Below are 18,344 nucleotides of genomic sequence, written 5' to 3' on the forward strand. Positions count from 1 at the left end.
CCGGGGGCGGTCCCGGCGATGGCTGCGTCCATCCTGCCTGCCATCGTCCCGCGGCATGGCGGGTCGCAGCGGGCGCAGGGGGCGTCCGTACCCCCGGGCGGCGCGCGGGCCGGCCCACCAACGCGAAGCCCTTCGGCGGTTGTTGCCTGCGTTTCGGGCCCCATCACTCCTGCCCTTCGAAGGTCCGGGGCGCGGCCCCATTCGCGCCTGCCCCGCCGCGCCGTTCCGGCATGCTAACCGGATGCCCGATGCGCGCATCCAAGCGGTCATGAACTGCGAGACCGACCCCCTGGTGGCCTCCGCGCGGCGTGGCGATGCCGGTGCCTTTCGTGCGCTGGTGGACCGCCATGGCCGGGCGGTGCATTCGCTGTGCTGGCGGATCACCCGCGACGAGACCCTGGCCGAGGATGCGGCGCAGGAGGCGTTCCTGAAGGCCTGGCGCGCGCTTGGGGAATTCGACGGACGCGCCGCCTTTGGCACCTGGCTGCATCGGATCGCCGCCAATGCGGCGCTGGAGCAGCTGCGGCGCACCGCCCGGCATCGTGATGGTCGGGTCGTGCGCGAGACCTCCAACGAGGACGAGGACGCCGACTTTCTCGACGGCGACGTAGCCCCGGCGCTGTCGCCGGGTGACCACTTGGCAGCGGCCGCCCTGCAGACCCGCGTGGCCCGCGAGCTGGACGGCATGAGCGCGCTGGAGCGCTCGGCCTTCGTGCTGCGCCATGTCGAGGGTGCCTCGCTGGAGGACATCGGCGTGGCGCTTTCGCTGAACACCGGACAGAGCAAGCAGGCGATCTTCCGCGCCGTGCGCAAGCTGCGCGCCGCGCTCGCCGACTGGAGGCAGTGATGAAAGAGCAAACCCCCTTCGAGGCGACGCCCATCCGCGACGATGAGCTGGTGCTGTTCCACTATCGCGACGGGCTCGACGCAGCGCGCCTGGCGCAGATCGAGCGCGCCCTGGGCGAGGACGTTGACCTGTCGCGGCGCTACACCCTGCTGCAGGCCACGCTGACGGCCGCCGATCTGGACCCGGTGCCGGCCCCGGCCGCGGGGTTCACCGACCGGGTGATGGCGCAGCTGCCGGCGACGCCTGCTGCTCCGTCCTTGGGTCACTTCCCGGTCGGTGCACGACACGGCGCCATGCACGGCCGCCGCCCGCGACGCCGCTGGCACCTGGCAGCCGGCGGGGCGCTGGCCGCCTCGCTGTTGCTTGGCGTCGGCTTCTTCGCCGGGCGGCAGACCGCGCCGCCCGTCCAGCCGATGACGGTGGAACCGATGGTGGTGGATGCCGGGCGTGTCTACGCCGATACCCTCGGCCGCCACCTCGGCGCCACGCGCCGGGTGCTGGCCAGCGCCCGCTTCGACGGCGACAGCCCGACCCTGGCGGAAGCCAACGCCGCACTCGCCCGCTCCCTGCTCGACAACCACGGCCTGTACCTCGCCGCTGCCCGGCACAACGGTGACCGTCGCCTGGTCGCCGTGCTGCAGGAGATCGAGCCGGTGCTGATCGAGCTGGCTAACCCGGCGGACGGATCCGGCATCCAATCACGCAAGGCCCTCGGTGAGTTCGTCGAGCGCGAGGACCTGATCTTCCAGGTGCGCGCAGCGGAGGCAGGCCTTGCCGCCCGCGGCAGCATCGACATCTGAACACGGAGATTCATCATGCGACTGCGCAAGACCCTGATCGCCATCAGCCTCGCCCTGCTGCTGCAGGTGCAGCCGACGCTGGCCGCCCCCAACGACCAGGCCATGGCCCCCTCCGGCAAGCCGGAGCAGGCGCTCTACTGGCAGGGCCATGAATTGCTCAAGCAGGGCCGCTGGGACGAGGCGCTGGCGCGCTTCAGGCAGCTCGAGGAGCAGCTCCAGCAGAGCGAGCCTCAGGCCGCCGACGCCGCCCTGTACTGGCAGGCCTATGCGCTCGATAGGGCACGCCGCGGCGCCGAGGCACGGGCCGTGGTCGACCGCCTGCGCAGCCGCTACCCCGGCAGCCGCTGGCTGGAAGAGGCGGGCCGGCTCGGGGCGGGGGGCGGGGACGAGGAAAGCCTGGTGGACGCGGCGCTCCACGGCCTGCTTTCCGCGCCCCCCGAGAAGGCCCTGCCGCTGCTCAAGAAGGTGCTGGAGGGTGCGCACCCGCCGCGCACCAAGCAGCGCGCCCTGTTCGTGCTCAGCCAGCTCGACCTGCCGGAGGCGCAGGCCCTCGTGCTGGAGACCGCGCGCCGCGGCGAGGCGCCGCTGCGCGACGAGGCGATCAAGATGCTCGGCATCAGCGGGGGCAAGGCGGCCATGGATGCCCTGCAGTCGGTGTATGCCGAAGGCGACGAGATGATTCGGCGCGCAGTGCTCGATGCCTGGATGATTGCCGACCATCTGCCGGGACTTGAGCAGGCGGCTCGCGACGGCGCGTATCCCGACCTGCAGCGCCACGCCATCCACCTGCTCGGCGCGCTGGAGGCCGATCATCTTCTGGAGCAGCTGCTTGACGCGCGCGGCGATGACGAGATGCAGAAGGCCGTGCTGCAGTCGCTGGGCGTAGCGAGGAACAGACCGGCGCTGGTGCGCTTTGCAGGGAGCGACGCACCTGACGCACTTCGCATCGAGGCGTTGCATTCGCTCGGCGTCGCCAACGGTGGCGCTGAGCTGGCCCAGCTTTATCCGACGCTTCCCAGCGCCAACCTGCGCCGCGCGGCGCTGGAGGGCCTGATGGTCGCCGGGGAAGGCGCGGCGCTGCGCGGGCTTTACGGCAGCGCGCGCAATGACGACGAGAAGCGCGAGATCCTGCGGATGATGACTGCGATGGGCGACGACGAGGCGCTGAAGCTCATCGAGCAGGCCATCGAGGAAGGAGCCGGACAATGAGCCGCCATCTGCGTGTCCTGACCGCCCTGTTTCCCGGCCTGGTGGCCGGCCTGTTCGCCCTTCCCGCAAGCGCTGCCTCGCTGGATGCGCTGCCCGACAACGGCTGGGTCAGCTGGCAGGTCCCGTCGGCCGCCAAAGGCGATGGACCCTGCTGTTATGAGGTCCGAGGCGGCGAGCCCTCCCGCCGTGGGTGCCGGCTGGGCAAGGACGACCCCCAGCCCACCGAGCCGGCGCTGGAGGCCGCCCACGGCGCCGACGGCGAGCTGGTCATCTACCTCAAGCGCAAGGCCGGCCGGTCCACTGCCCTGCATGCGCTGGGCGGCAGCTGCCCGGTCAGTCTCGATGGACCGCTGCAGGCGCTCGGCGCCATGGACCCGGCGCGCAGCATCGCCTTCCTGGATGCGCAGCTCGAACCCGGGACGGACGGCCTTGGCCGCCAGCCGCTGCTGATGGCCATCGCCCACCATGCCGAGCCCTCGGCGGCCCGTCGCCTGGTGGCGCGCACCGCGCCGGGGGAGGCCAAGGCGATCCGGCGCGACGCCCTGTTCTGGCTGGGCCAGCTGCATCCGGCAGCGGGGCTCGACGCCCTGCTCCGTTCGGCCCGCAGCGACCCCAGCCGCGAGATCCGCCACCACGCCCTGTTCTCGCTTTCGCAGGCCGAGGTGGACGCCGCCCGCGCCGCGCTGCGTGACTATGCCGGTGATCGCTCGGTGGACGGCGAGGACCGCGGCCAGGCCCTGTTCTGGCTGGCCCAGAGCGGGGACCCCGGCGCCCGCGGTGCCATCCTTGCCGCACTCCGCGGTGGCGAGGACGCGCTGATCGAACAGGCTGTCTTCGCCCTCAGCCAGTTGGGAGAAGGTGCCGACGAGGCCCTGATCGAGCTGGTCGAAGGTCCCTACCCGCGTCAGGCGCGGAAGCGCGCCCTGTTCTGGCTCGGCCAGTCCGGCTCGAAGACCGCGCTGGGCTATCTGGACCGCGTGCTGGCCGGGTCCGACTGAGCAATCCGGTTTGGCGCCGGGGGGCTGCGTGATGCGGGCCCCCGGGTTCCGGGTCCGACCGGTCGCGCGCCATTCTCGCCGTCGCGTTCGACCTTCGAACCCTGAGGGCGAACGGTCGATCGTGACTGGAACCGCCGGGGACCCGGATCCGTGATCGACCGCGGCCCGACGCGAGACTGCGCTCTTCGCCGCCGGCTCAGCCTTCCTTGGCCGGCGGTATCAACAGAACCGGGCAGTGGCAGTGCTGCGGAATGCGGTGGGCCACCGAGCCGACCAGCACGTTGGCAAGGTTCGAGCGGCCCTTGGTGCCGAGCACCACCATGTCGGCGTTCACCTCGGTGGCGTAGTCGCCGATGCAGTGCGCGGCGGGGCCGACCTCGACCCGCTTCGTGGTGGCAAAGCCCGAGGCCTCGGCGCGCTTGAGCGCTTCCTCGAGATCGCGATCACCGAGCTGCATCAGCAGCGGGCCGTCCATGCCGGCGGTGATGCCGAACGCATCGGCGTGGACGATGGGCTGCTGCACGTTGACCAGGGCCAGCTCGTGGTTGCCGCCCCAGCCCTCGGCCATGGCGATGAGGGCATCAAGCGCATGTAGCGAGGTATTGCTTCCGTCGATGGCGACGACGATCTTCATGGCGGACTCCGTAGGCGTGGCGGGCGATGCCCGGGGCATCACGCCGGCGTCCGAACGAGGTGTTGGCGCCGGCCGACCCCTAAAGCCTAACCGGCGCGACCGCCCGGCGGCTTGACCGCGCTCAAGCGGCGCCGCCACTCCAGCGCATGAGGTTCAGGAACTCGCGGCGCGTCTTCGGACCGTAGGTTCGGAAATGCGGGCTGGGCGCGTTGCGGTAGTCCTCGCGCAGCATGGCCACGGCATCGCCCGACAGATGCTTCGAGAGCACCTCGTCCGGCACCGGATACAGCTTCAGCGCGTTGAGGCCGAAGATCCTGGCGCGGATCTGCGGAGTGATCTCGGGGTAGCCGAATTTCTCGCGGAACTCGGCCGAGATCTGGAAGGCGCGAAAGGCCTGGATCTGGTCCTGCGGGCTGCCATACCAGATCGAGTCGGTGCCCCAAAGTATGTTCTCGGGACCAAGGTGCACCAGCAGCTTGCCCAGCGCGTGCGCGGCCGAGTCCGGATCGCGCATCAGGAAGCGCCAGGTGGAACCCAGTTCGGCATAGACATTGCTGCCGTGGCCGAGGCCCGCGCCCTTGACCGCGGTGATGAGCGCGTCGATGCCGTCGCTGCGCTTGGGATCGTAGGGCCCTTCCGGCGTGCCGGTGACGAAGCCCGAGTGGTAGATGAGGAAATTGATGTCGGGGTTGGCCCTGGCCACCCGCCCCATCTCGGCACAGGTCGAGTGCTCGTAGGAGTTGGGGCCAAAGGGCAGGCCCTTGTGGATGCAGATGTTCGGCACCTTCAGCCGGCGCGCTTCGGCAATCATCCGCTGGCCCGGCTCGTCATCCATGAAGAAGCCCTTTCCATCCGGCCCCCACTGGGTATAGGTCTTCCACGCGGCGACCCGGAACTGAGTGGCGAGGCGCTCCATGTCCTCGACGTCGCCGGCCTGGTTCGGGTTGACCCGGCCGTGGAGATACAGCCGGTGCGTGCCCTGCATCTTTTCGACCACGGCGGCAGTGGCGGCGGCCTCCTCGATGGTCAGCGGCTCGCCGGCGCGGGTGCTGGGCACGAAGCTCAGCACGGTAAGGTCGGTATCCGAGTCGAGGAAGATGTCCTTGATGAAGGCATCCGGCCCGAGGCACTGCAGGTGGTCGCGCGGACCGGGCAGCGCTGCGGCGGCGCAGCCTTCGGTATTCGGGAAGGACAGCGGACGGGCGTTCTCGGGCAAGGCGCGGGTCCAGGCCCCGGTCGGGTTCACGAAATGGCCCTGCACGTCGAAGATGAACTCCCGGCCGGCTACCGCGGCCTCGGCGGCGGCGGACTCGAAGCGTGCCTCCGGGGCGATGGCGTAGAAGCCACCGGTCTTTCCCGCAGCGGCGAAGGCCTGGTTCATCGCCAGCAGGCTGCTGGCCGCGCCGCAGGCGGACATCAGGAAGTGGCGTCGCGACTGCCCGGTGCGCCGCGCGGCCTCGATCGCCGCCTGGCGCGCGCCGCGGTTGGCCGCGTGGTGCTGGGCCTCCAGCGGCACCGGGACGAACTCACCGTTGCTGGTGCTGTCCAGCTTCACCGGAAGGCGCAGGTCGTGGTCGTCGTGGCGGGACATGGCTGGACTCCTTCGACGGATCTGACCCCGCGAGAGTACGCCTGTCTCGCGGCACGGGGCCAAGGCCGTCGGGACAGGGCGAGCGCCTGCTGCGATCTGCCGCAGGCATCGGCGTGGGGCGATCGCGCAAACATGAAAGGCGGCCGATTCGGGCGCAAACCGGACGTTCGCCACCGGCCCCGATCGGGCGGGCTCTTCGTAGGAGCGGACATGGCCGCGACCGCGGAGGTTCGCTCTGGCCGCGGTCTGTGGAGAACACGTCACGCCGCGGTCGCGCCCATGTGCGCTCCTACAGTCGGGCTTCGTTGGGCGTCAGCGAAGCCCCATAGGGTGCGTCTTGGACGCACCGATACGGGCGTTCGGACGGTACGCCCGGTGCGGCCAGCCGCACCCTATGAATGTCTGCTTTGCGCCCAACCCCGCCCTCGGGTTGGAACGCCTACCGCTCGGACGTCTGTGATCGCATTTTCGTCGCAGCGCGGCGACGACCGGCTGCAGACCGGCCTGCCCGCTGGCATGATCGGGGCAGCGCACGGACCCAACCGGATCCGATGATGATCGACTGGTACCGCGAACTGCTGGAAACCATCGGGCCGGTCAGCGCCCGGAAGATGTTCGGGGGCTGGGGCCTGTTCCATGACGGCCGCATGTTCGCCCTGGTCGCGGACGAGGTGCTGTACCTGAAGGTCGACGCGCAGACCCGCGAGGCCTTTGCCGCCGCCGGGAGCGCGCCCTTCGTGTACGAGTCGGCCAGGGGACGGGCCGAAATGGGTTACTGGCGGGCCCCGGACGAGGCCATGGACGACCCCGAGGCGATGCGTCCCTGGGCGCGGCTTGCCTGGCAGGCCGCTGAACGGCAGCCGCAGTCGCGCAAGCGCCGGGTTCGCGGTTCTTGACCGGAAACCTGCACCCCGTCTACACTGCCGCTCTTATGTCCGTCGATCTGCCAGACTCCCTTGATGCCTGGCGCGCGGTGTCCGCGCGACGCATCTTCGAGGGCAGTGTGGCGCTGTCGCGCTTCGGTCGGCTGCAGGACAGCCTGGCCGACAGCGTCGGGGAGTGTCGCTTCCGGCTCGAGTTCGACCGCGACAACTTCGGTCTGGCGACCGTCGAGGTCGAGGCCGATGCCGAGCTGCCGCTGGTCTGCCAACGCAGCCTGCAGCGCTTCCTGATGCCGGTCTCGATCCGTCAGCGGCTCGGGCTGGTGCGCAGCGAGGCGGAAGAATCCGCGCTACCACCGGAGGTGGAGCCGGTGCTGATCGGTGCCGACGGCGAGCTCTCGCCGCTGGCCTTGATTGAGGACGAGTTGATCCTCGCCCTGCCGGTGGTGCCGCTTGGCCCGCAGGCGGAGTCGGATCCGGAGCCGCAGGCGCCGGATGACGACGAACCCCGTGTGAACCCTTTTGCGGCCTTGGCCGCCCTGAAGAAACAAACGAGTTAGCTGGAGACGACCATGGCCGTTCAGAAAAGCCGCAAGACCCCCTCGAAGCGCGGCATGCGCCGTTCGCACGATGCCCTCACCGCCAAGCAGCTGGCGACCGATCCGACCACCGGTGAGACCCACCTGCGCCACCACGTGACCGCCGACGGCTACTACCGCGGCAAGAAGGTCATCGAGGTCAAGGGCGCGGTGGTCGACGAGGAGTAAGTCCTCGCGCGCCGCTCCGCGGCGCACTCCACGCGTGATCGCGACGGCGGGTGACCACCCGCCGTCGTCATTTCCGGCTTTGCCTTCCTTCGCGGCGCGGGTAGTCTCAGGCGCTGCGGCTTGCGATCTCGAGGTTTCCGGCACGATGGCCACCCTTCCCTACGCGCGCATCCTCGGCACCGGCAGCTACCTGCCCGAGCGGGTGCTGACCAATGCCGAGCTGGCGACCCGCGTCGACACCAGCGACGAGTGGATCCGCGAGCGGACCGGGATCGGCCAGCGCCACGTGGCAGCCGAAGGCCAGACCACCGGCGACCTCGCCTATGAGGCAGCCCTGCGCGCGCTGGACGCCGCCGGCGTCAAGGCGTCCGAGATCGACCTGATCGTCCTTGGCACGACCACGCCGGACATCATCTTTCCGTCCACCGCCTGCCTGCTGCAGCACCGGCTGGGCGCGAACGGCTGCGCGGCGTTCGACGTCAATGCCGCCTGCTCGGGCTTCATCTACGCGCTCAGCGTCGCCAACCAGTTCATTCGCGCGGGGACGGTGAAGACCGCGCTGGTGGTCGGTGCCGAAACGCTGACCCGCATGCTCGACTGGGACGACCGCGCCACCTGCGTGCTGTTCGGCGACGGCGCCGGCGCTGCCGTGCTGCGCGCCGACAGCGAGCCCGGCATCCTCTCCACGCATCTGCATGCCGACGGCGGCTTCAAGGAGCTGCTCTACAACCCGGTCGGCGTCTCGGCGGGTTTCAAGGACGAGAAGAACCACGGCGTGCGCGTGCTGATGGCCGGCAACGAGGTGTTCAAGGTCGCGGTGAAGACGCTGGACGCCGTGGTCGAGGAAACCCTCGCCGCCAACCAGCTTGAGAAGTCGGCCATCGACTGGCTGATCCCGCACCAGGCCAACCTGCGCATCATCTCGGCCACCGCCAAGCGCCTCGGCATGTCGATGGAGCGCGTGGTGGTGACGGTCGACCGCCACGGCAACACCTCGGCCGCGTCGGTGCCTCTGGCGCTCGATGAGGCGATCCGCTCGGGCAAGGTCAAGCGCGGCGAGCTGCTCCTGCTCGAGGCCTTCGGCGGCGGCTTCACCTGGGGATCCGCACTGGTCCGCTACTGAGGTTCGCCGGAGGCGGAACCTTGAGGCTGCACCGCGCCGGCGCTTCGGCGTAGCGTGGGTGCGCACTTGACCTCCACGACGGAACAGCGCTGCTATGCTGCCCGGGCTAATGCTAATCTCGCCCGCGCCCTGCACCGACCGCCGCCCGTGGCTGCTGGCCTCGTGGTCCTGGCTGGATCCGCGCCGGCGCTGGGCGCGCCCAAGGACCTGCGGATGAGCCCATGCTGAGAGCCTCGATTCCGGTAGACGAGGGCCGCAGGCTCACCGCCCTGCGCCAGCTGAGGCTGGTCGATCAGCCGGAAGATCCGGGCATCGCCCGCCTGGTCGACCTCGCGGTCGAACTCTTCGGAACGCCGATCGCCGCCGCCTCCCTGATCGACATCGGCCGCCAGTGGGCCTGCGCCGAGCGCGGGCTGGGCACCCGGAGCATCCCCCGGGACATCTCGCTGTGCGGGCACGCACTGCTCCAGGAGCGGCCGCTGGTCATCGAGGACGCACGCAGCGATCCGCGGTTCGCCGACAACCCATTGGTTCAGGGCCCCCCTCACATTCGCGGTTACCTCGGGCAGTCGGTCTGGGTGCAGGTCCCGTCCGGGCGCCATGCGGTTGGAACGATGGCGATCATGGACCCGCGGCCGCGGCGCTTCACACCGCGCGAGATCGAGCTGCTCGGCCAGCTGGCCAGCGCCTTCGAGGGCGTGCTCGCGGCGCGGCTGCAGACCTTCGACCTCGAGCGGATCGAGCAGCTCTCACGGGTGTCGCTGTCCGCGCAGTCCACCTTCATCGATGCCCCGGACGAGGATCTGGCCTTCGACGAACTGCTGTCCGGCGCACTGGCGCTCACCGGCTGCCAGGCCGGCGCGGTGCTGCTCTGGCAGCCGGACCTCGTAAGCCAGCATCGACTATCACCGCGCGCTTGCCGCGGCATCGGCTGGACCGAGCCAGGGCGTCTTGCGACGCTCGCCAATGGGGTGGCCTGGCCGGTCGCCGAACTGAACATGCTGCTTGCCAAGCTGGGACCGGCGCTGAGCGAGTCAAGGCTCTCCGTCCCCAGCGCACCGCCTTTGATGCAGCTGGCCGAGTGCAGCGCAGTCCTGCTGCCCCTGCGCACGCTGGGTCGTCCGGCCGGCGCGCTGCTGCTGGTCGACCGGCGCAGCCCGATGCGGGTCGATCCGGCCAGCTTGCTGGCTCCGCTGCTGCCGGTGCTGGCACAGCTGCTGCTGGCGCGGCGCGAACGCGAGAGCAGCGGGCAGGTTCAGCGCACCCTCAAGCGACTGTCGCGGGTCGCCTCCGAAACCACAAACGGGGTCGTGATCACCGACCGCCTGGGTCAAACCGACTGGGTGAATCGCGCCTTCGAGCGCATCAGCGGGTACGCCCTCGACGAGATTCGCGGACAGTCGCCAGGCAAGGTGCTGCAAGGGCCGGAGAGCGACCGCGCCACGGTGGCCAGGATGTCAGCGGCGCTTGCCCGCGGCGAGGGCTTCGACGAGGAGATCATCAACTACACGCGGCAAGGGAAGCCATTCTGGCTGCACATCAACTGCAGTCCCTTGCTGGCGGAAAACGGCAGCCTCGAGGGCTTCATCGCCATCGAAACCGACATCACCGACCGCAAGCTCCAGGCCCTCGCGCTCAGCCGCAGCGAGGCCCGCTTCCGCGGGCTGTCGGACAGCGCGCCCGTCGGAATCTTCGAGACCGATGCCGAGGGCCGTTGCGTCTACGTGAACCGGCGCTGGAGCGAGTTGGCCGGGCTCAGCGCCGAACAGGCGATGGGCGATGGCTGGGCCCGGGCCCTGCACCCGGATGACCGCGAGGCGGTGTTCGCAGAATGGGCGCGCAGCGCGCGGGCAGGCACCCCCTTCGCCATGGACTATCGCTTCATTACCCCCTTCGGCGAAGTCCGCTGGTTGAACGGCCGGGCCATGCCGCTGGGCTCCGGCGGACCGTCGGAGGGCTTCATCGGCACCATCACCGACATCACCGAGAGTCGAACCGCGGAGCAGCGGCTGCGACAGGCCTACGACCTGCTCGAGCGCAGCAGCGAGGCCGCCCGCATCGGCACCTGGGAAGTGGACCTCGAACGCAATATCGCCAACTGGAGCGCCATGACCAAGCGCATCCACGAGGTCCCCGAGGACTTCGAGTGCGAGGTCGACCGGGCGATCGAGTTCTACACCGATGACTGGAGCCGTGAGCTGGTCAGCGAAAGCTTCTCGCGCCTGGTGGCGGACGGCACGCCCTTCGACATCGAACTGACCTTGCGCACCGCGCGCGGCAATGTGCGCTGGGTGCGCTCGATCGGCCTCGCGGAGTTCGACAGCGGCCGCTGCATCCGTGCCTACGGCCTGTTCCAGGACATCGACGAGATCAAGCGCCTGGAGCGCATGAAGCAGGAGTTCGTCTCCACCGTCAGCCACGAACTCCGCACGCCACTGACCTCGATCAGCGGCTCCTTGTCCGTGCTCAGCAGCGGCGCGGTCAGCGCGGACTCGCCCACAGCCCGGCAACTTCTGGAGGTCGGGCACCGCAATGCAACGCGGCTGATCAAGCTGGTCAGCGACCTGCTCGACCTCGACAAGCTGGTCGCCGGCAAGATGCAGCTGGACATCGAAGCCAGCAGCCTCACGCGCGTTGTAACCGAGGCCATGGATGCGTTGGTGGCGCTCGCCGAGCAGAAGCGCATCCGCCTGCGCCGCGACTGGCCGGATGACCTGCCCCCGGCCCTGATCGACAGCTTCCGCACCCAGCAGGTGGTGACCAATCTGGTCGGCAATGCGATCAAGTTCTCGCCGGATGACAGCGAGGTGGTGGTCCGGGTGCGGCCTGCCGGACAGGCGCTGCGCCTCGAGGTCATCGACCAGGGACCGGGCATTCCCGAGGAGTTCCGCAGCCAGATCTTCGAGAGCTTCGCCCAGGCCAGCGGCCCGGCGGCCAGCGGCAAGGGCGGGACCGGGCTCGGGCTCGCGATCAGCCGCGAGCTGATGGCACGGATGGGTGGCCGGATCGGCTTCGAGTCGGAGGCCGGCCAAGGCACCACCTTCTGGGCCGAGTTCCCGCTGGCCGGCGCAGCCTGACGACGACGCCCGACGGGGCATGCGAACGAGGCGCCAGCCGGAGCCTCGCAAACCGGTCAACGCGCGTCGAGCGCAAGCCGAACATTCATAGGGTCCGGCCTGGCCGCACCGGACGTACCCTCCCCGCACCCGCATCGGTGCGCCCGAGGCGCACCGTGTAAGGGCGCGGCGCGGTCACGCCGCACCCGATGGCTATCCGTCTGGCACCGCGCTGGGAGCTCAGCCTGCCCTCGTCCGATTCAGCCGCTCCCTGACCAGTGACTCCACCACCCCCGGGTCGGCCAGGGTCGAGGTGTCGCCGAGCTGGTCGGGGGCGTCCTCGGCGATCTTGCGCAGGATGCGGCGCATGATCTTGCCGCTGCGGGTCTTGGGCAGGCCCGGCGCCCACTGCAGGTGGTCGGGGCTGGCGATCGGGCCGATCTCCTTGCGCACCCAGCCGACCAGCTCTGCGCGCAGGTCGTCGGTGGCGGGCTCGCCGGCATTGAGGGTGACGAAGGCATAGATGCCCTGGCCCTTGATCTCGTGCGGGCAGCCGACCACCGCGGCCTCGGCGACCTTGGGATGGGCGACCAGGGCCGACTCCACTTCAGCGGTGCCGAGGCGATGGCCGCTGACATTGATCACGTCGTCGACGCGGCCGGTGATCCAGTAGTAGCCGTCCTCGTCGCGACGGCAGCCGTCGCCGGTGAAATACATCCCCGGATAGGTCTTGAAATAGGTGTCGATGAAGCGCTGGTGGTCGCCGAACACGGTGCGCATCTGGCCCGGCCAGGAGTCGAGCAGGACCAGGTTGCCGTCGGCCGGGCCGTCGAGAAGCCGGCCCTCGGCATCGACCAGGGCCGGGCGCACGCCATAGAAGGGCTCGCCGGCTGAACCCGGCTTCTGCGGGGTGGCCTGTGGCAGGGGCGCGATCAGGATGCCGCCGGTCTCGGTCTGCCACCAGGTATCGACGATCGGACAGCGGCTGTCGCCAACCACCTTGTAGTACCACTCCCAGGCCTCCGGATTGATCGGCTCGCCGACCGTGCCGAGCAGGCGCAGCGAGTGCCGCGAGTGCTTCCTGACCGGGGCGTCGCCCTCGCGCATGAGGGCGCGGATGGCGGTCGGCGCGGTGTAGAAGATGGTCACCTTGTGCTTGTCGCAGACCTGCCAGAAACGTCCCGTGTCCGGGTAGTTCGGCACGCCCTCGAACATCAGCGTGGTGGCGGCATTGGCCAGCGGGCCGTAGACCACGTAACTGTGCCCGGTGACCCAGCCGACGTCGGCGGTGCACCAGTAGACGTCGTCCTCACGCAGGTCGAAGACGCACTCGTGGGTCAGGCTGGCGTAGGTGATGTAGCCACCTGTGGTGTGCAGCACCCCCTTGGGCTTTCCGGTGGAACCCGAGGTGTAGAGGATGAACAGCGGATCCTCGGCATTCATCCGCTCCGGCTCGCAGGTCTCCGGCTGGCCAGCCACCACGGTCTCGTACCAGCGGTCGCGTGGCATCTGCATCGGCACAGGAGCACCGGTGCGCTTGACCACCAGCACGGTCTCGACGCAGTTCGTGCCCGGCCGCTTCAGCGCCTCATCGACATTGGCCTTGAGCGGTACCCTCCTGCCGCCGCGCAGTGCCTCGTCGGCGGTGATCACCAGTTTCGATCCGCAGTCGGCGATGCGCCCGGCCAGGGCGTCGGGGGAGAAGCCGCCGAAGACCACCGAGTGCACGGCGCCGATGCGGGCACAGGCCAGCATGGCCACCGCCGCCTCGGGGATCATCGGCAGGTAGAGGGTGACCCGGTCGCCCTTGCCGACGCCCAGGCCGCGCAGGGCGTTGGCCAGTCGACAGACCATGCCGTGCAGGGCGTGGTAGCTGACGTGGCGGGACTCGTCCGGGGCGTCGGGGTCGTCGGCCTCGAACAGCAGGGCGGTCTTGTCGCCGTGTTTCTCGAGATGGCGGTCGATGCAGTTGACCGAGACGTTCAGCTCGCCGTCCTCGAACCAGCGGATGCGGAAGTCCTCCTCGCGGAAGCTGACGTCCTTGATCTTCGTCGGGAAGCGCATCCAGTCGATGCGCTGGGCCATGCGCGCCCAGAACGCCTCGGGGTGCTCGACCGACTCCGAATAGTCGTCCTCGTAGCGGGACTTGGTGATCGTGTTCGGGCCTGCGAAGCCCTTGGGTGCCGGATGGATTGCCTGCGACATGCCTGTCCTCCCTCAAGACCCGCCGCCCACGCGGCCTGAGCTTCCAGTCTATCCAACCGCCCCGGCGGCAACCCGACTTCGATCAAGAAGCGCAGCGTCCGGGTTTCGGGCACCCTGTGCGCTTCCGCGAGCGAACGGAGCAGCGCATGCCCCCCGAAGGACCCGCCGCCTACTGGCGCGCCAACCTCAGGCTGATGGCCGTCCTCCTCGCCATCTGGTTCGCGGTGTCGTTCGGCGCCGGCATCCTGTTCGCCGACGCGCTCAACGAGATCCGCTTCTTCGGCTTCCGGCTGGGCTTCTTCTTCGCCCAGCAGGGAGCGATCTACGTGTTCGTCGCGCTGATCTTCTTCTATGCCTGGCGGATGAACCGCCTCGACCGCCAGCACGATGTCGACGAGGAGTAGCGCCGGATGAGCGTGCAGACCTGGACCTACCTCATCGTCGGGCTGAGCTTTGCGCTGTATATCGGCATTGCCTTCGCCTCGCGCGTGGGCTCCACCCGCGAGTTCTACATCGCCGGCGGCCACGTGCATCCGGTGGCCAACGGCATGGCCACGGCCGCTGACTGGATGAGCGCGGCCTCGTTCATCTCGATGGCCGGGCTGATCTCGTTCATGGGCTACGACGGGGCGGTCTACCTGATGGGCTGGACCGGTGGCTACGTGCTGCTTGCCCTGCTGCTCGCCCCCTACCTGCGCAAGTTCGGCAAGTTCACCGTGCCGGATTTCGTCGGCGACCGCTACGCCAGCGATACCGCGCGACTTGTCGCCGTGCTCTGCGCCCTGTTCGTGTCTTTCACCTACGTCGCCGGGCAGATGCGCGGTGTCGGCATCGTCTTCTCGCGTTTCCTCGAGGTCGACATCAGCACCGGCGTCGCCGTCGGCATGGGCATCGTCTTCCTCTACGCGGTGCTCGGCGGCATGAAGGGCATCACCTACACCCAGGTCGCGCAGTACTGCGTGCTGATCTTCGCCTACATGGTGCCGGCGATCTTCATCAGCCTGATGCTGACCGGGCAGGCGATTCCCCAGCTCGGCTTCGGCGGGACCCTGGCCGACGGCAGTGGCAGCTACCTGCTGGACAAGCTCGACGGCCTCAACCAGCAGCTTGGGTTTGCCGCCTACACCGACGGCAGCAAGGCCACCCTCGACGTGTTCTGCATCACCCTGGCCCTGATGGTCGGCACCGCCGGCCTGCCGCACGTGATCGTCCGCTTCTTCACCGTGCCGCGGGTGCGCGATGCGCGGCGCTCGGCCGGCTGGGCCCTGCTGTTCATCGCCATCCTCTACACCACGGCGCCGGCGGTGGCCTCGTTCGCCCGGCTGAACATGATCGAGACGATCAACGGACCGGATGGCCAGGGCACGCTCTACGAGGACGCGCCGAGCTGGATCCCGAACTGGGAGAAGACCGGCCTGATCATCTGGGAGGACAAGAACGCCGACGGCCGCATGTTCTACGCCAGGGACGAGCGCAACGAGATGACCATCGACCGCGACATCATGGTCCTGGCCAATCCCGAGATCGCCCGACTGCCGGCCTGGGTCATCGCCCTGGTCGCGGCGGGCGGCCTGGCCGCGGCGCTGTCCACCGCAGCCGGACTGCTGCTGGTGATCTCCTCGGCGATCTCGCACGACCTGCTGAAGAAGGTGCTGATGCCGCGGATCAGCGAGCGCCAGGAGCTGTGGGCGGCGCGCGGGGCCGCGGCGCTTGCGGTGGGCGTGGCCGGCCTGCTCGGCATCTATCCGCCGGGCTTCGTCGCCCAGGTCGTGGCCTTCGCCTTCGGGCTGGCCGCGGCCAGCTTTTTCCCGGCCCTCCTGCTCGGGATCTTCGACAAGCGGACCAATGCAGTGGGTGCGGTCACCGGCATGCTCGCCGGGCTGGGATTCACCACCGCCTATATCGTCTACTTCAAGTTCATCGCCCCGCAGGCCAACCTGCCCGAGCACTGGCTGCTGGGCATCTCACCCGAGGGCATCGGGGTGGTGGGCATGCTGATCAACTTCGTTCTCGCCATCGGCGTCTCGCGGCTGGGCAAACCGCCTCCGGCCGAGGTCCAGGCCATGGTCGAATCGATCCGCATACCGCGGGGCGCGTCGTCGGCTCCGGCAGACGCCCGGTATTGATCGGGCCGGGGCTCAGCGCCGCACGAGATTCAGCAGGGCCAGGAGCAGGACGGCACCGAGGAAGGCCTGCAGGATCATCCCGAGCAGGCCGCCGATGATGCTGATGCCGAGCAGGCCGAGCACCCAACCGCCAAGGAAGGCGCCGACCACGCCCACAAGAAGGTTGCCAAGCAGGCCCTGGCCACGGCGACCCACCACCTTCGAGGCCAGCCATCCGGCGATCAGGCCGACGAGGAGAAGGGTCAGCAGCCCCCAGAGCGAAATGGTCATGTTCACGGCCCCCTCAATCGCCGCCGCCGTCGCCGCTGCCAGCGTCCGGCTCGGCCTCCCGGCGCGACCCCACGGCGGGGTTCTCGGCGGTCACCACCGCGGAAGATGACTTGCCCGATGCTTCGCGCTGCTGGCGCAGCCGCTCGCGCTCAAGGGCGGGATTGAGCTGCATGCCGCCGCCCTGCGAGCGTGACTGGATGCGCGCAGAAAGCAGGCCCAGCGCACCGGCCAGCATCAGGCCCAGCGATGCCAGCAGCAGGAGCAGGGCAAAGCCCATCGACTGGGTGCGCATGGCCAGGGCGATGCAGCCAAGGGCGAGCAGGAAGAAGATCCAGGGCATGTCGGGGTCCGCGGTGTCCGGTCGGGGGAATTGTAATGCCCTCCACCCGCGCCGGGCCGGCGATCAGAGCAGCGGGGAGAACAGCCGGGCGATGGCCTCCCCCAGGCGGCGCAGGAAGCCGAGCTTGCGCGGCTGCTTGACCTGCCTTGCGTCCTCCATGTCGGCGAGGATCTGGGTGCCGAGCCGGGTGGTGAAGTCGGCGTCATAGACTGCCAGGGCCACCTCGAAGTTCAGCCGGAAGCTGCGGGGGTCGAAGTTGGCGGTGCCGACCATGGCCAGGTCGCTGTCGACCAGCAGGGCCTTGGCATGCAGCATGCGCGGCTCGTACTGCCAGATCCGCACGCCACGGCCGAGCAGTTCGTCGTAGTAGGAGCGCCCGGCATAGTCGACCAGCCGCGCATCGCTGCGCCGCGGCACCAGCAGGCGCACGTCCACGCCGCGCAGCGCGGCGTTGGACAGGGCCATCAGGGCGGCCTCGCCGGGCACGAAGTAGGGGGTGACGAGCCAGACCCGTTCGCGCGCGTCATGGATCGCCTGCACGTAGGCGCGGTGGATCGCCTCGCTGTCGCTGTCCGGGCCGGAGGCCAGCACCTGGGCGATGATCTCGCCGCGCTGGCAGTCCGGATACAGCGCCTCCTCGGGAAGGGCGTGCCGGGTGGCATAGAGCCAGTCCTCGGCAAACAGCGCCTGCAGCCAGCCCACCGCCTGGCCCTCGAGGCGCAGGTGGTAGTCATGCCAGGCGGTCTCGCAGTGGCGCGGGTCGACGTCATTGCAGAGGTTGATGCCGCCGACGAAGCCGATGCAGCCGTCGATCACCGCGATCTTGCGATGCGTACGCAGGTTGAGCAGCGGGCGCAGCACGACGGCGCGCCAGGGATGGAACCGCGCCACATCGACGCCGAGCCGGCGCAGCGGTCGCAGGAAACGCCGCCCGGCCCGTGCCGAGCCGATGCCGTCGATCAGCAGGCGCACCCGCACCCCGCGGCGGGCGGCCTCGACCAGGGCCTCGCGGATCCGCTGGCCGACGCCGTCGGGCTCAAGGATGTAGTACTCCATGTGGATGTGGTGTCGGGCCGAATCGATCGCCGCCACCAGGGCATCGATCTTCGGCTCGCCGCCCACCAGCAGCCGGAGGTCGGTCAGGCTCGAGACCGGGGTGCCGATCGCCCGTTCCACCAGGTCGCCCAGCCCGCGCTTGCGCCGCGGCAGGGCCTGATGCGCATCCGCGTCCCGGCGGGCACCGGCATTGTGCTGCTTGCGCAGGCGCTGGCGGCGCAGACGCTGGCGGCGGATCTTCTGCGGGCCCAGGAAGAAGTAGATGATGAACCCCAGCACCGGCAGCAGGGCCATCGACAGGATCCAGCTCAGGGTCGACAGCGGTGGCCGCTTCTGCAGCACGATCCATACCGAGAGGATCAGCAGGTGCGCGGCCCATACGGGCGGCCCGTAGAGGAGCAACCAGTTCGGCAACGCTTCGAGCATGGCTTCCATGGGCTG

At 69.5% G+C, this 18,344-nt stretch carries 16 protein-coding genes and 1 pseudogene; 11 read left to right on the top strand and 6 right to left on the bottom strand.

Annotated features, from left to right (window positions below; all coding sequences use genetic code 11):
* Positions 1-268 precede the first annotated feature (268 nt).
* Genes M0G41_RS07730 through M0G41_RS07745 form a run of 4 tightly spaced genes read left to right on the top strand, consistent with a single transcriptional unit; the run spans position 269 to position 3,854 of the window.
* On the top strand, positions 269-847 hold the full coding sequence (locus M0G41_RS07730; protein ID WP_248207281.1) for an RNA polymerase sigma factor: 579 nt from the start codon (positions 269-271) through the stop codon (positions 845-847).
* The gene (locus tag M0G41_RS07735) at positions 847-1,647 is read left to right on the top strand and encodes a hypothetical protein (RefSeq protein ID WP_248207283.1); all 801 of its coding nucleotides are present in this window, start codon (positions 847-849) and stop codon (positions 1,645-1,647) included. The genes M0G41_RS07730 and M0G41_RS07735 overlap by 1 nt, the downstream gene beginning before the upstream one ends.
* Before the next feature lie 15 nt (positions 1,648-1,662).
* Positions 1,663-2,856, top strand: a complete 1,194-nt coding sequence (locus M0G41_RS07740) for a HEAT repeat domain-containing protein (protein WP_248207286.1) — start codon at positions 1,663-1,665, stop codon at positions 2,854-2,856.
* Positions 2,853-3,854 (top strand): HEAT repeat domain-containing protein, encoded by a 1,002-nt coding sequence (locus M0G41_RS07745; RefSeq protein WP_248207288.1) that lies wholly within the window; start codon positions 2,853-2,855, stop codon positions 3,852-3,854. The genes M0G41_RS07740 and M0G41_RS07745 overlap by 4 nt, the downstream gene beginning before the upstream one ends.
* Before the next feature lie 196 nt (positions 3,855-4,050).
* Here M0G41_RS07745 and M0G41_RS07750 read toward each other — a convergent pair whose 3' ends face one another.
* Both M0G41_RS07750 and M0G41_RS07755 read right to left on the bottom strand, forming a co-directional pair.
* Positions 4,051-4,488, bottom strand: a complete 438-nt coding sequence (locus M0G41_RS07750) for a universal stress protein (RefSeq protein WP_248207291.1) — start codon at positions 4,486-4,488, stop codon at positions 4,051-4,053.
* Positions 4,489-4,609: 121 nt separating this feature from the next.
* Entirely contained in the window at positions 4,610-6,079 is a 1,470-nt protein-coding gene (locus M0G41_RS07755; RefSeq protein WP_248207293.1) for an amidohydrolase family protein, read from the bottom strand.
* A 554-nt stretch (positions 6,080-6,633) separates the two neighbouring features.
* On the opposite strand from M0G41_RS07755, the gene M0G41_RS07760 reads away from it, so the two are divergent.
* The 5 genes from M0G41_RS07760 to M0G41_RS07780 all read left to right on the top strand — a co-directional run bounded on the left by M0G41_RS07760 (position 6,634) and on the right by M0G41_RS07780 (position 11,927).
* On the top strand, positions 6,634-6,975 hold the full coding sequence (locus M0G41_RS07760) for a TfoX/Sxy family protein (RefSeq protein WP_248207296.1): 342 nt from the start codon (positions 6,634-6,636) through the stop codon (positions 6,973-6,975).
* A gap of 35 nt (positions 6,976-7,010) precedes the next feature.
* Positions 7,011-7,520, top strand: a complete 510-nt coding sequence (locus M0G41_RS07765) for a YceD family protein (RefSeq protein ID WP_248207300.1) — start codon at positions 7,011-7,013, stop codon at positions 7,518-7,520.
* 12 nt (positions 7,521-7,532) lie between these two features.
* Positions 7,533-7,727 carry a 50S ribosomal protein L32 gene (gene rpmF / locus M0G41_RS07770; protein ID WP_248207304.1) on the top strand — a complete coding sequence of 65 codons (195 nt, stop codon included), beginning with the start codon at positions 7,533-7,535 and terminating at the stop codon, positions 7,725-7,727.
* 145 nt (positions 7,728-7,872) lie between these two features.
* Positions 7,873-8,850, top strand: coding sequence for a beta-ketoacyl-ACP synthase III (locus M0G41_RS07775; protein WP_248207306.1), 978 nt, complete (start codon positions 7,873-7,875; stop codon positions 8,848-8,850).
* 221 nt (positions 8,851-9,071) lie between these two features.
* Entirely contained in the window at positions 9,072-11,927 is a 2,856-nt protein-coding gene (locus M0G41_RS07780; protein WP_248207307.1) for a sensor histidine kinase, read from the top strand.
* Between the two features lie 252 nt (positions 11,928-12,179).
* Here the strand turns inward: M0G41_RS07780 and acs are convergent.
* Positions 12,180-14,111: pseudogene (acs, locus tag M0G41_RS07785) on the bottom strand (acetate--CoA ligase); the annotation flags it as partial.
* Positions 14,112-14,257: 146 nt separating this feature from the next.
* Between acs and M0G41_RS07790 the strand changes: the two are divergent.
* A complete protein-coding gene (locus M0G41_RS07790; RefSeq protein WP_248207312.1) occupies positions 14,258-14,515 on the top strand; it encodes a DUF4212 domain-containing protein in 258 nt (85 codons plus the stop codon).
* A gap of 6 nt (positions 14,516-14,521) precedes the next feature.
* Positions 14,522-16,237: a sodium:solute symporter family protein gene (locus tag M0G41_RS07795; RefSeq protein WP_248207313.1), complete on the top strand. Its 1,716-nt coding sequence runs from the start codon at positions 14,522-14,524 to the stop codon at positions 16,235-16,237.
* A gap of 12 nt (positions 16,238-16,249) precedes the next feature.
* Here the strand turns inward: M0G41_RS07795 and M0G41_RS07800 are convergent, their stop codons facing one another.
* The 3 genes from M0G41_RS07800 to cls all read right to left on the bottom strand — a co-directional run bounded on the left by M0G41_RS07800 (position 16,250) and on the right by cls (position 18,338).
* Positions 16,250-16,507 carry a GlsB/YeaQ/YmgE family stress response membrane protein gene (locus M0G41_RS07800; protein ID WP_248207396.1) on the bottom strand — a complete coding sequence of 86 codons (258 nt, stop codon included), beginning with the start codon at positions 16,505-16,507 and terminating at the stop codon, positions 16,250-16,252.
* 13 nt (positions 16,508-16,520) lie between these two features.
* Positions 16,521-16,847: a hypothetical protein gene (locus M0G41_RS07805; protein WP_248207315.1), complete on the bottom strand. Its 327-nt coding sequence runs from the start codon at positions 16,845-16,847 to the stop codon at positions 16,521-16,523.
* A gap of 63 nt (positions 16,848-16,910) precedes the next feature.
* Positions 16,911-18,338: a cardiolipin synthase gene (gene cls / locus M0G41_RS07810; protein WP_425511237.1), complete on the bottom strand. Its 1,428-nt coding sequence runs from the start codon at positions 18,336-18,338 to the stop codon at positions 16,911-16,913.
* Positions 18,339-18,344 lie beyond the last annotated feature (6 nt).

The sequence above is a fragment of the Pseudomarimonas salicorniae genome (assembly GCF_023156535.1).
In the GTDB taxonomy this organism is placed as follows: domain Bacteria; phylum Pseudomonadota; class Gammaproteobacteria; order Xanthomonadales; family Xanthomonadaceae; genus Pseudomarimonas; species Pseudomarimonas salicorniae.